Origin of the sequence: Gordonia heveisoli (assembly GCF_030315745.1) — a bacterium.
In the GTDB taxonomy this organism is placed as follows: Bacteria; Actinomycetota; Actinomycetes; order Mycobacteriales; family Mycobacteriaceae; genus Gordonia.
Genome location: NZ_JASXSH010000002.1, coordinates 326,246 through 338,607, shown reverse-complemented (window position 1 = coordinate 338,607; position 12,362 = coordinate 326,246). Strand labels below are relative to the sequence as shown.

At 65.6% G+C, this 12,362-nt stretch carries 15 protein-coding genes and 1 pseudogene; 11 read left to right on the top strand and 5 right to left on the bottom strand.

Annotated features, from left to right (window positions below; translation table 11 throughout):
- Positions 1-20 precede the first annotated feature (20 nt).
- The 3 genes from QSJ18_RS03280 to QSJ18_RS03270 form a co-directional block, all read right to left on the bottom strand.
- Positions 21-1,190 (bottom strand): DNA recombination protein RmuC, encoded by a 1,170-nt coding sequence (locus QSJ18_RS03280; protein WP_286324785.1) that lies wholly within the window; start codon positions 1,188-1,190, stop codon positions 21-23.
- A 46-nt stretch (positions 1,191-1,236) separates the two neighbouring features.
- Positions 1,237-1,767 carry a methylated-DNA--[protein]-cysteine S-methyltransferase gene (locus QSJ18_RS03275; protein WP_286324784.1) on the bottom strand — a complete coding sequence of 177 codons (531 nt, stop codon included), beginning with the start codon at positions 1,765-1,767 and terminating at the stop codon, positions 1,237-1,239.
- Positions 1,768-1,848: 81 nt separating this feature from the next.
- Complete coding sequence (locus QSJ18_RS03270; RefSeq protein ID WP_286324783.1) at positions 1,849-3,321, bottom strand: DNA-3-methyladenine glycosylase 2 family protein; 1,473 nt, start codon at positions 3,319-3,321, stop codon at positions 1,849-1,851.
- Positions 3,322-3,440: 119 nt separating this feature from the next.
- On the opposite strand from QSJ18_RS03270, the gene QSJ18_RS03265 reads away from it, so the two are divergent.
- The 11 genes from QSJ18_RS03265 (at position 3,441) to QSJ18_RS03215 (ending at position 10,186) form a co-directional block, all read left to right on the top strand.
- A complete protein-coding gene (locus QSJ18_RS03265) occupies positions 3,441-3,830 on the top strand; it encodes a hypothetical protein (RefSeq protein ID WP_286324782.1) in 390 nt (129 codons plus the stop codon).
- 123 nt (positions 3,831-3,953) lie between these two features.
- Positions 3,954-5,132, top strand: coding sequence for an AI-2E family transporter (locus QSJ18_RS03260; RefSeq protein WP_286324843.1), 1,179 nt, complete (start codon positions 3,954-3,956; stop codon positions 5,130-5,132).
- Positions 5,133-5,177: 45 nt separating this feature from the next.
- Positions 5,178-6,254 carry a redox-regulated ATPase YchF gene (gene ychF / locus QSJ18_RS03255; protein WP_286324781.1) on the top strand — a complete coding sequence of 359 codons (1,077 nt, stop codon included), beginning with the start codon at positions 5,178-5,180 and terminating at the stop codon, positions 6,252-6,254.
- An 86-nt stretch (positions 6,255-6,340) separates the two neighbouring features.
- Complete coding sequence (locus QSJ18_RS03250; protein ID WP_286324780.1) at positions 6,341-6,895, top strand: VOC family protein; 555 nt, start codon at positions 6,341-6,343, stop codon at positions 6,893-6,895.
- Between the two features lie 103 nt (positions 6,896-6,998).
- Positions 6,999-7,280, top strand: a complete 282-nt coding sequence (locus QSJ18_RS03245) for a type II toxin-antitoxin system RelE/ParE family toxin (protein ID WP_286324779.1) — start codon at positions 6,999-7,001, stop codon at positions 7,278-7,280.
- Positions 7,267-7,569, top strand: coding sequence for a HigA family addiction module antitoxin (locus QSJ18_RS03240; protein WP_286324778.1), 303 nt, complete (start codon positions 7,267-7,269; stop codon positions 7,567-7,569). Before QSJ18_RS03245 ends, QSJ18_RS03240 begins: the two co-directional genes overlap by 14 nt.
- Before the next feature lie 3 nt (positions 7,570-7,572).
- Positions 7,573-7,863, top strand: a complete 291-nt coding sequence (locus QSJ18_RS03235; RefSeq protein WP_353507198.1) for a putative quinol monooxygenase — start codon at positions 7,573-7,575, stop codon at positions 7,861-7,863.
- An 86-nt stretch (positions 7,864-7,949) separates the two neighbouring features.
- Complete coding sequence (locus tag QSJ18_RS03230) at positions 7,950-8,306, top strand: zinc ribbon domain-containing protein YjdM (protein ID WP_286324776.1); 357 nt, start codon at positions 7,950-7,952, stop codon at positions 8,304-8,306.
- A gap of 119 nt (positions 8,307-8,425) precedes the next feature.
- On the top strand, positions 8,426-8,821 hold the full coding sequence (locus QSJ18_RS03225; RefSeq protein ID WP_286324775.1) for a hypothetical protein: 396 nt from the start codon (positions 8,426-8,428) through the stop codon (positions 8,819-8,821).
- 67 nt (positions 8,822-8,888) lie between these two features.
- Positions 8,889-9,503: a dihydrofolate reductase family protein gene (locus QSJ18_RS03220; protein WP_286324774.1), complete on the top strand. Its 615-nt coding sequence runs from the start codon at positions 8,889-8,891 to the stop codon at positions 9,501-9,503.
- A complete protein-coding gene (locus tag QSJ18_RS03215; protein WP_286324773.1) occupies positions 9,500-10,186 on the top strand; it encodes a TetR/AcrR family transcriptional regulator in 687 nt (228 codons plus the stop codon). Before QSJ18_RS03220 ends, QSJ18_RS03215 begins: the two co-directional genes overlap by 4 nt.
- 181 nt (positions 10,187-10,367) lie before the next feature.
- Here QSJ18_RS03215 and QSJ18_RS03210 read toward each other — a convergent pair.
- Positions 10,368-10,991: pseudogene (locus QSJ18_RS03210) on the bottom strand (MBL fold metallo-hydrolase); the annotation flags it as partial.
- 149 nt (positions 10,992-11,140) lie between these two features.
- Positions 11,141-12,343, bottom strand: coding sequence for a zinc-binding dehydrogenase (locus QSJ18_RS03205; RefSeq protein ID WP_286324772.1), 1,203 nt, complete (start codon positions 12,341-12,343; stop codon positions 11,141-11,143).
- Positions 12,344-12,362 lie beyond the last annotated feature (19 nt).

Sequence of the window (12,362 nt, the reverse complement as noted above, 5' to 3'; positions counted from 1 at the left end):
ATCACGCTACCGGGTCTTCCTCAGAAATCGGTTAAACGCCGGGCCGGAGGTGTCGTACTTGGTGTCCGGCAGGTGTCGTGGATCACCTTCGGTGTGGGCGGATCGTCGGTTTCGCCCAGTGCTTCGAGCTCGGCCAGGCGGCGGGCGGTCACGCCGAGACGATTTTCGGTGACTCCGATCACGGAGTTGTAGGACTCGACGGTTCGGCGGAGTGACGTGCCGACCGCGTCGAGATGGGACAGGACACTGTGGAGGCGCCGATGCAACTGCGTGCCCAACTCGTGGATGACTGCGGCGTCGCGGGCCATGGCGTCGTGCCGCCACCCGAGTGCGACCGTGCGCAACAGTGCGATCAGTGTCGTCGGCGTCGCGATGACGACGTTGCGGGCGAAGGCCGTCTCGATCAGCTCGGCATCGATGCGGGCGGCCGACTCCAGCACCGCGTCGCCGGGCAAGAACATCACCACCAGTTCCGGCGAATTCTCGAAGGCGGACCAGTAGGCCTTGCCGGACAACTTGGCGACATGGGTGCGGACCGCCCGGGCGTGCTCATTCAGCAACCGCTCGCGGTCGGCGTTCTCGACCGCATTCGCCGCGCGCAGATACGCGTCGAGTGGAACCTTCGCATCGACGACGATCGTCTTGCCGCCGGCGAGATTGACCACCAGGTCGGGACGGACGGTGGCGTTCTCGGCAGTGCGCGCCGACACCTGCGTGGCGAAGTCGCAGTGTTTGGTCATCCCCGCGAGCTCGACCACCCGCTCCAACTGCACCTCACCCCACCGCCCGCGGATGTGGGTGGTGTGCAATGCGTTGGCCAGCTGCCGGGTCTGGTCGTTGAGGGCCTGTGACGCCGCGCGCATCCCGCGGACCTGCTCGGACAGCCCGGCGTAGGCGCCGACTCGGTTGTGTTCGACGCGCCGCAGTTCGTCGGTCAGCTGGGCCAGTGTGGTCCGGAGTGGATCGACGATGTGGTTGACCTGGGATCCGATCGCCGAAGATTGCCTGCGCGCGGCGTCCTCGGTGGCCCAGGAGAGCGACGACGCCACGTCCTCGCGCGTGGCGCGTAACGCGTCGACCTCGGCGTGTGCCGCAGCGACCGCGGCCGACGACCGCGCGGCGTGCACGGACCAGCCGATGATCGTCCCCAGGACGACACCGAACAGCAGGGCGAGGGTTGCGGTGATCACGTCATCGATATTGCCGGGCGGCACCGACAGAAATCGGCGGCCTGATTCAGGATCCGTCGATGACGGCCTCGCGGTCGAGCAGGGCCCGTTTGATCGGGAGGCCGTAGCGGAATCCACCCAGCGAGCCGTCGCTGCGGAGCACCCGATGGCAGGGCACGAACAGTGCGGCGGCGTTGCGGGCACACGACGACGCGGCCGCCCGGACGGCGGCGGGTTCCCCGGCGCGTTCGGCGAGTTCGGTGTAGCTCACCGGCGACCCGGCCTCGACTTTGCGTAACACGGCCCAGGCGCGCTCCAGGAACGGTCCCGACCGTTGCACCACCTCGATCCGGTCGGGGGCGGCGTGATCGCCGGCGTAGTAGGCCTCGACCGCGTCGGTGATGGCACCGAGACCACCGGACGCGGTTACCTCCGACGGGCGCAGGGTCCGGGAGATGAGGGTCGTCAGGTAGCCGGGGTCGTCGGTCCAGCCGGAGGCGAGGACGCGCAGTTCGGCGTCGGCGACGACGGTGAAGGGGCCGTCCGGAGTGGTGATGGTGGCCGTTGCCGCGGCGAGCGGGATGGATGTAGTGGGCATGGGTACCTCCCGGGTCGGGGTGGGGCTGTTCGGGTTGGTCTGTTCAGTGCTGGTGGTTCGGGTATCGGGGGATGGCCAAGGTCAGGCGCCGGCGGCGGCCAACCGGTGGCGCCACAGATGCATCGACGCATATGAGCGCCAGGGTGACCACCCCTCGGCCGCGCCGCGATCGATACCGAGTTCGTTCATGGCGTGGACGACGACGAGGTCATGGGTGAGTGCGATGTCGGGATCCCCGGTCACGCGCATGGCGACGATGTCGGCGGTCCACGGACCGATCCCCGGCAACTCCACCAACTGTGCATATAGATCTGACGCAGTCATCCCCGGGTGCGGTTCCACCCGATTGTCCGCCAGTGCGGCGGCGACCGCGACGATCGAGTCGATCCGTCGTCGTGGGCCGCGAAGTACCGACCGGCCGTGTTCGGCGATCGACGCCGGGGTCGGGAAGCAGCGGCCCTGGTCGTCGGGCCAGTCGGTGGGTTCGCCGAGGGCGTCGACCAGGTTGTCGAGGTGGACTCGGGCGGCGGCGACGCTGATCTGCTGGCCGATCATGGTGCGGATGATCGTCTCCGCGGGGTCGACGCTGCCGGGAAGTCGAATGCCGGGCGCGGCGACCACCAGCGGCCCGAGTGCGGGATCGGAACCGAGGACCTCCTCGGCGGCGGCCACGTCGGCGTCGAGGTCCAGCAGGCGCCGGATCCGATTGACCGCGACGCCCAGGTCCCGCATGTCCAGGTGGCGCAGAGTGATCCGGACATGGTCGGCTTGCGGGCTGACCAGTACCGATGCGGTGCCGTGGGGGAGTGACAACACGCGCCGGAAGGTCCAGTCGGGGCCGTCGGTGACCGTCTCGACCCCGGCGACGGCGTGCGAGGTCAGGAACCAGCGCATCCATGCCCAGCGGTAGGGCGGGCGATAGGCCAGTCGCAGGGTGATCCCGCCTGTGGTTCCGGTGATGTCGCGATGCGCTCCGCGGGCCGATCGCAGCTGGGTGGGGGTCATCGCGAAGACGTCGCGCACGGTGTCGTTGAACTGCCGCACACTGGCGAATCCGGACGCAAACGCGATCTCCGACATCGGCAGCGTCGTGCATTGGATGAGGATGCGCGCATTGGTGGCGCGGTGGGCCCGCGCCAGTGCGAGCGGCCCTGCCCCGAGGTGATCGGTCAGGACGCGCGTGAGGTGGCGTGGGGAGTAGCGCAGACGGTCGGCGAGGCCCCCGACGCCTTCGCGTTCGATGACCCCGTCGGCGATGAGCCGCATTGCCCGCGAGGTGGTGTCGGCGCCGGCGTTCCACCGCGGGGACCCGGGCACGGCGTCGGGCGCGCAGCGACGGCAGGCCCGGTATCCCTGTTGTTGCGCCGACGCCCCGGTCAGGACGAAGGAGACATTGTGCGGCCGCGGCGTCTGGGCCGGGCAGGACGGTCGGCAGTAGATGCCCGTCGTCGATACGCAGACGAAGAACTGGCCGTCGAAGCGGGTGTCACGCGCCTGCACGGCTCGGTAGCAGCGATCGAAGTCGAGGTCGGTGGTCACTGCGGACGGGGTCATGACCTCCACTGTGGCAGCTGACGACCGCCCGTGCTGGCGGGTATCGGACATCGCGATTGTGTCCGGTGAGTAGGACGATTCGAGTGACGTACCTAACAATTACTGGCACGATGTGAGCCATGAAATTCGAGGGGCGCAGTCCGCGGAATGTCGGCGATGACCTTCTCCTCGCCGAACTGCCGGCGTGGGGACTGGAAATGATGATGGGGCTGTACGGGCCCGACACGATCAAACAGGCGTGTGATGCCGAACGCGCCGACGGTGCGATCGATCCCGACGCCGAACTCGCGGCACTGTTACGTACCGAGTCGCGTCGACGCACGGTGGTCGCCCCCGCCGGTCGCGCGGAGTCGGCGTCGGCGATGCGGATGGTTGTACCCGCGACGGATCCTGCCCCCGCCGACCGTCCGGTGGTCGGCTACTACGACGGCTATACCCCGGTGAACATCGAGCTGGAGGCGATGAACGCCCTGGTGCGTTACATCACGGGCAAATTCCGGAAGCACTGACGGCCGGTCGCGGCGAATTCGCCGGCGACCTCCCGCGCCGTATGTCCGACGTTTCCTGCTGATGTCGGCCCGGTATGTGAGGATCGTCGCGTGAGCGATACATCCGGAGAGGCTGAATCGACCCTGCCGCCGTCGGGGGATCTGAAGTCCGAGACCGCATTCCCCACCCGCACCGCGGTGATGATGTCGGGCCTGCGTCAGTGTGCGATGGTCGGCTTGCAGGTCATCCTCGTCGTGGCGACGCTGTGGGTGCTGATGTGGCTGTTGGCCAAGCTGTGGGTGATCCTGCTGCCGGTGCTGCTGGCCATCATCGCGTGCACGATTCTGTGGCCGGCGGTCCGTTGGATGCGTGGCCATCGGGTGCCTGACGCCGCGGCTGCATTGGTGATGATGCTCGTCGCGCTCGGCGTTTTCGCCGGTGTCATCGGCGCCATCGTGCCGTCGATCGTGGATCAATCGCCGGACCTGGCGAACAAGGCGGTCGACGGCGTCAAACGTCTGCAGGATTGGATTCAGGGTCCGCCGCTGAACGTCCGCGACGAACAACTCGACAACATCGTCCACACGATCACCGAGAAGATCCAGTCGAGTTCGTCGACGATCGCGGAGGGTGTGTTCAGCGGTGTCGGTACCGCGACGTCGATGCTGGTGACCGTGTTCACCACGCTCGTCCTGGTGTTCTTCTTCCTCAAGGACGGCCCGAAATTCGTGCCGTGGCTGGACCGGACGGTCGGCAAACCCAGCGGCACCCACATCGGCGAGGTGCTGGTGCGGATGTGGAATGCGTTGGGCGGGTTCATCCGTACCCAGGCGTTGGTGAGTTTCGTCGATGCCGCACTGATCGGTATCGGTCTGCTGGTGCTCAACGTCCCGCTGGCCGGGGTGCTCATCGTCATCACCTTCCTCGGCGGTTTCATCCCGATCGTCGGTGCCTTCGTCGCCGGTGCGCTCGCGGTGTTGATCGCGTTGGTGTCCAACGGTGTGACCGCAGCGCTGATCCTGCTCGGCGTGATCCTCGCCGTGCAGCAGCTCGAAGGCAATGTGCTGCAGCCGTGGTTGCAGGCCAAGTCGATGGACCTGCACGCGGTGGTAGTGCTGCTGTCGGTCATGTTGGGCGGCACGCTGTTCGGGATCACTGGCGCGTTCCTGGCGGTGCCCGCGGCGTCGGCGCTGACCGTGATGCTGCGCTACATCAACGAGCAGATAGCCGAGCGTGCCGGGGAGTCGTTGCCGCCGCCGGGGACGCCGGTGGACGAGGACGAGTCGGAGCGGCCGGGGGACCCGTCACCCGATCCGGCCTGAGTCGGCGGGTGGGGATGTCCGGGTGAGGCGATACACTCAACGCCCGTGAGCCTCACCCTGGGAATCGTCGGTCTACCCAACGTCGGCAAGTCGACCCTGTTCAATGCCCTGACCCGTAACGACGTGCTGGCGGCCAACTATCCGTTCGCCACCATCGAGCCGAATATCGGTGTCGTCGAACTCCCGGACCCGCGTCTGGGCCGTCTCGCCGAAATCTTCGGCAGCGAACGCATCCTGCCCGCGACCGTCTCCTTCGTCGACATCGCCGGCATCGTCAAGGGTGCCTCGGTCGGTGAGGGGATGGGCAACCAGTTCCTGGCCAACATTCGTGAGGCCGACGCCATCTGCCAGGTGGTACGCGTTTTCGCCGACGACGACGTGGTGCACGTCGACGGTCGCGTCGACCCGCTGTCGGACATCGAGGTCATCGAGACCGAACTGATCCTGGCCGACATGCAGACGCTGGAGAAGGCTATTCCGCGTCTGGAGAAGGAAGCCAAGAAGAACAAGGATCAGGCTGCGATCGCCGAGGCCGCCAAGAAGGCGCAGGCGATCCTCGACAGCGGTAAGACGCTGTTCGCCAGCAGGGACGAGTTCGACCTGTCGTCGGTGCGCGAACTGCACCTGCTGACCGCCAAGCCGTTCCTGTATGTCTTCAACGCCGACGAGTCGGTGCTCACCGACGACGCCCGCAAGCAGGAGCTGCGCGACGCCATCGCGCCCGCCGACGCCGTCTTCCTCGACGCGAAGGTCGAGAGCGAACTGCTCGAACTCGACGAGGCCGACGCCCAGGAACTGCTCGACTCGATCGGCCAGGATGAGCCGGGCCTGCGTCAGCTGGCCCGCGCCGGTTTCCACACCCTCGGCCTGCAGACCTATCTGACCGCCGGTCCGAAAGAGTCGCGCGCCTGGACGATCCGTCGCGGTGACACGGCACCGAAGGCGGCCGGAGTGATCCACACCGACTTCGAGAAGGGCTTCATCAAAGCCGAGATCGTGTCTTTCGCCGACCTCGACGACGCCGGTTCGATGAACGCCGCCAAGGCCGCGGGCAAGGTGCGGATGGAAGGCAAGGACTACGTCATGGTCGACGGGGACGTGGTGGAGTTCCGGCATGGATAAACGTCTCCGAACACAAAGCCGCGAAGCTGTGTCGGCCGACCTCCGACAAGTTGTCGCGGTGGTTGCACGGTGACAGGGAGGTGCGCATGCGTTGGCGAGGAGTAAGCCATGTTGAGTTCGCGGTCCTCGACTACGAAAGTTCTCTGGAGTTCTACGATGCGCTTTTCGGCTGGCTCGGTTACAGCAGCTTTTCCTCGCTGAACATGGAGTATGAGTCGACGTACTTCATGACCAGAGATCACGTGCGTCCACACAGCTACATCGGTATCCAGCCGGCTGCCTCCGGCGAACGCCTGACGCACCGCAGTCAGGCTGTGGGTATCAACCACGTCGCACTCTGGGCGCGCAGTCGGCGCGAGGTCGATCGGTTCCATCGAGATTTCCTCCTTCCGCGGGCGATCACGGTCACTGATGAGCCTGCGGCGTATCCGCAGTACTGGCCTGGTTATTACGCTGTGTTTTTTGACGATCCCATCAACGGGATCCACTGGGAGCTGGCGTGGGTTCCGACGATTCCATCTCCCCGTCAGGCATGGGCGTCGTACCGCGCGTTGCAGGCTTTCACGCGTAGTAGAGAGGATTTGGCGAACTCGGTTCCGGCTCTCGGCATGCAGGCGCGACGCAAACTGCCCAGGAGATAGTTGTGCGGCGGTCACGTCGAGAATTTCTATGAAGGTCTGGAACGTGGTAGAGTTCCGCTTTAACGTGTAGCGTTAATAACGCATGGCGTTATAGAGTCTCTTGGTGATCAGGTCCTTCGGGAACAAGGACACCGAGCGGCTGTGGCGTCGTGAGCGGGTTCGTTCACTGGACCCGCGGGTGCAGACGGTCGCTTTGCGGAAGCTGCGTCAGGTCGGCTCGGCCGTGACCCTCGATGATCTTCGTGTACCGCCCGGAAATCGGCTGGAGCGGTTGAAGGGTGATCGATCTGGTCAGCACAGCATCAGAATCAACGACCAGTGGCGGATCTGTTTCGTGTGGACGGACGCTGGTCCGGAGGAGGTGGAGATCGTTGACTACCACTGACAAGCTCGCGCCTGTCCATCCCGGGGAGGTCCTGATGGAGGACTTCATCGACGGACTGGGTCTCACGCAGAACAAGGTCGCGGTGGCAATCGGAGTTCCGCCCCGCCGAGTCAACGAGATTGTCCACGGGAAGCGTGGAGTCACGGCCGACACCGCTCTGAGGCTGGCGAGGTACTTCGGGACGTCGGCGGAGTTCTGGCTGAACCTGCAGGACCGCTACGACCTCGACGTGGCTGAGGACCGTGCAGCCGACCAGATCGCAGCGATCGAGCCGCTGTGTACGGCGTGACGGTTGACCGCATTGGGTGACGTTGTACTCAGCGGGCAACTGATCTGCAAGGACGCCGGTGAGGTTGGACTGGTCGAGCGGTATCTGGCGAGTCACATCGCATTGACGCGAGCCGAGTCGGGCTGCGCTTCCTTCGAAGTTGTCCGAACCTCCTTGGATGCAATGGTTTGGCAGGTGGACGAGCGGTTCGTCGATGTGGACGCATTCGAAGCCCACCAACGCCGGGTCGCCTCGAGCGAATGGGGTCGCGTCACCGCACACATCGAGCGCAACTACACGATCCGGGGCGCGTGACAGGGGATCGGCTCGATAGGTTGTTCGGCCGCGGAACCTGGTCGAGTTCCGCTTCAATGTCTGACGCTTCAATGTCTGACGGTTCGATGTCTGATGAACTCCCTCCGTGTCCGGAGTGCGGTGAGGCGTTCAGCTACGAGCAGGGTGCATTACTCGTGTGCCCCATGTGTGGGCATGAGTGGTCGGCGGAAGGCGCCGACGAGATCGTCGAGGATTCGGTGGTCAAGGACTCGGTCGGCAACGTTCTGACCGATGGCGACACCGTGACCATCGTCAAGACCGTCAAGGTCAAGGGTGGTGGGGGCGGTGTTATCAAGATCGGCACCAAGGTGCGCGGCATCCGCCTCATCACCGACGGCGTGGGCGACCACGACATCGATGCCAAGGTCCCGGATTTCGGGCAGATGCAACTGAAGTCGAGTGTGGTCAAGAAGGTCCTCTGACCCTTCAGGGAGGTGCAGGACCGATCCCAACGATCCGCGGTGGCTACCATCGCGCACACCGACGCCCCCGACCGTTCGAGACGTTGACCTGGCGTTGATCGCCAGAAAGAATGGGCCGCATGAATTTTCAGAAGGCCGTTCGGATGCTGGCCTGGAACCATGCGATCACTCGGACGGCCCTGGCGGCCGGGTTGCTCGCCGCACCGTCGACGGTGGGGCGGTCCTGGTTGGGGGACGGAATCGACACTGGCGGTGGCGATGTGGCCCTGCGTGCGTTGGCCGTTCGCGACCTGGTCCTGGGAGTGGGGACGCTCAGTGCGCTGGGATCCAAGGCGCCTGTCCGGCGTTGGTTTCAGCTCGGAGTCGCAGTAGAGATTGTCGAGCTGGCGGCTATCAAGCGTCGTAAGCGCGAGTTGGGGCCGGCCGTCGGCGCCTGGACCGCGGTGACGGCAATGGGTGCTGTCGGCGGGGCGATGGTCGCGCTGGCCATCACGGATGATCAAGAACCGACGTAGGCGGCGGCTTCCGTGAGCGGCGTGTAACAGGCCTCTCTGCCCCGCATCCCGACCTTAGACTCGGCTTATGTCTCGCCTCACATTCAGTATCAACGTCACCCTGGACGGTTGCGTCGATCATCAGGAGGGCATTGTTGACGACGAGACGCACGCCCACTACACGCGCCTCATGGACGAGTCCGGTGCACTGCTGTGGGGCCGCATCACGTACGAGATGATGGAGGCGTATTGGCCGGCGGTCGCCCGCGGTGACGTCGATGTGTCGCCGGCGACGCGCGAGTGGGCACTCAAGCTGGAGGCCAAACCCAAGTACGTCGCGTCGACGACGCGGAGTGACTTTCCGTGGACCAACAGTCACCGGGTCGTCGGCGACCTACGGACGGCGGTGCAGGAACTCAAGGATCAGATCCCCGCCGGGGTGCTCGTCGGCAGTTGCGCACTGGCGACAGAACTGGACCGCCTGGATCTGATCGATGAGTACAGGTTCCTCCTCCACCCCATGATCGCCGGCCATGGCCCCACGCTGTACCAGGGCAGGACTGCCCACTACCCGCCGCCTCGACCTGGTGTCGGTGGAGTCGCTCGGCAACGGCGCGGTCTCGATGCACTACCGACGGGCCGAGTGAGATCCGCCTCGCGGAAATACCCACTCTGTGGATTTATGGCACTATTGGGGTCGTGACGAACGGATCCAGTACGCGCCGAGGCCGCCCGCCGAAGGGGGCAACGTTGTTGTCCAAAGCGGTCATTGTCGGTGCGGCCCTCCAGGTGATCGACGCGGAGGGAGTCGGAGGCGTCAGCATGCGAGCCGTGGGACGCGTCATCGGCGTTGATCCCAAGAGTTTGTACAACCATGTCGACGGCAAGGACGGACTGCTGGATTCGGTGGCCGAATCGCTCTTGGGTGCGCTCGACCTGCCCGAGCCGACGGGCGATCTCGCGACCGATCTCAGATCTATCTCTTACGCGTTCCGGGAGCGGGCCCTCGCGCATCCCGAGGCCGCCTCGCTGGTCCTGACCCGCCAGCTGTCCTCATTCGAAGGGCTTGCGCCGGTCGAGGTCGTGCTCAGCATCTTGATGAACGCAGGCTTCGGCGGCGAGGAATCGGTCCATCTTCTGCGTGTCGTGCTGGCCGCGCTGATCGGCACGCTGCTGCGCGAGGTCAACGCCGGACCGACCTACGGATCAGACGATGCCGCCGGGATCGCCGAGCGGACGGCCGTCCTGGAGGCCTCCGACCTACCGTCTGTCGCAGCCGCGGCACCCCACCTTGCGGCATTCGACGCCGACGAGGAATTCGAGTACGCGGTCGAGCTGGCGCTGGAAGCCGTCCTTCGTCGTGTGCCCGGACGCGAAACCGTCTAGCGTGGAAAGACTTTCGGCGTAGTGGCCCGAGCGTCCATCGCGAGGCCTTCTGCGCGGCCCGCAAGAGTGTGGGGTCGTGGGCGTTGGCGATCTGGATGTTCGGAGCGCCGGATGTCCACAGTTCGCGGAGTCGGTCGTGATTGTCACGGACCTTCGACCAGTCGTAAGCGATGACGCGCTCCATGCTGGTCATCGCGAGCGGTGCTTTGCCATGGCCGTCGATCTGCGCGTGGTGGTAGAAGGCGTCGCCGGCGTGCAAGATCCAGCGGTCGTCGCCCGCGTCGACGGCGACGGCGGCGTGGCCGCGACTATGTCCGGGTAGCGCCACCAGAACGATCCCGTCGCCGATCTCGGTCAACTCGGTCGCGGCGGCAAATCCGCGCCACTGATCACCGGCAGCAGGTTCGTGCCGGACGAGTTGAGGATGGTGGTCGCGCTGGGCCGGCAGGTAGCGGGCCTTCTCGATCATCGTTCGCGGGTCGAGAGCGGCGGTGGCCTCGTCACCGGTCAGGTGGACCCGCGCCCAGGGAAAGTCGCCGAGTCCGCCGACGTGGTCGGCGTCGAAGTGGGTCAGCACGATGTCGCGGACGTCGTGCGGATCGAAGCCGAGTGACTGCACCTGCCGGATCGCCGCCTCGGCCTCGTCGAAGACGGGGCGGATGTAGAAGCGCGACGGACCGAACAGCTTTCCGGGCTCACGTCCGTATCGCAGGCCGAGGCCGGTGTCGACGAGTGCCAGCCCGGATGGTGTCTCGATCAGCAGAACGTGGCAGATGAGACCGTCACGGGTGCCGTAGGGGCGCATTGTGCCGCAGTTGAGGTGATGGACCTTCATCGCAGTCACCCTAGTTCCGCGAGCAGCTTGGCGGCGGTTTCGGGGTCGCCGCCGATCAGCGCGGCGTCGACCTCCTGTATCGGGGTGGGAGCCGTCCCAGCTCTCGGCGGCCATCTTGATCAGTCCGAAGATGAAGGCTTTGGTGCCACCGAGGTCGCTGATCTCGATGACGGTTCCGGGATGGGTTTCGGTGGAGAGGTAGGCGAACCGGCCGTCCTCGCCGCCGATGCGGCCTTCCTGTCCGACGGTGAATCCGGCGGCCAGCGCGCGGTCGTAGAGATCCTGGTAGTTCTCCGACCAATACGCCACTGCTGCACGCCCTCGTGTCCCGCGTCCAGGAAGTCCTTGTACATCGACGGGGCGTCGTTGGTCGGGCTGATCAACTCGATTTGGATGTCGCCGCTATTGGCGACCGCCACATCCATCGTCATATCCGACGGCTCACCGTGGTAGGTGAAGTCACCCGGTTTGACGTCCTTGAGATAGAACCACGGGCCGATGCCGGCCTGTACGAATCCGGCCATCGACGCCTCGATGTCGTTGACGACGTAGCCGATCTGGCGGATGGACCCGAAGAAGTTGGCCACGGGGGCCGGGGCGGGCGCGGCGCCGGTGTGGGCGTCGGCGAAGGAGATGACGATCTTGCCGGTAGCGCCGTTGGCGCGCAGCTTCTCGGCCGCCTCCGAGGCTTTCTCGGGCGTGTATACGCTGTCGACGCGGGCGGTGACCTTGCCCTCGGCCGCTGCGGGCAGGGCTTGATCGGTCAGTGCTGCGACGACGTCGCCGAGTTCGGTTCGGGTTCGGATGCTGAAGGTCGTGCCGATCAGCTTCTGGCGGCGGAACGCGATGGTGTCCAGGTCGAGGCCGGTGCCCGGTCCGGCCAGGCGTCCGATGCTCACGATCCGGCCGCCGATCGCAGTGGCATTCGGCAGTGACTCGAACTGTGGGCCACCGACGTGGTCGAGGGTGATGTCGGCTCCGGCGCCGTCCGTAGCGGCCAGGACACCTTCGACGAGATCGTCGTCGCTGGTGTCGATCGCGACGTCGGCGCCGGCATCGAGTAGCGCCTGGCGCTTACCTGCGCTGGTGGTGGTGGCGATGACCGTGCTTGCTCCCAGCGCCTTGGCCAACTGAATACCAACCAGGCCAATGGAACTCGTGCCGCCGACGATGAGAACGCTCTGACCGGCCGAGAAGTCGGCCTGATTGAGCGCGTCATGCTCGGTGATCAGACCAACCGGAAGGGCTGCCGCATCCGGGTAGGACAGTCCATCGGGGATGGGCACCATCAGTCGTACGACGTGGATTTGTCGATGAATCATCCGCCGAATTCTCCAGGTG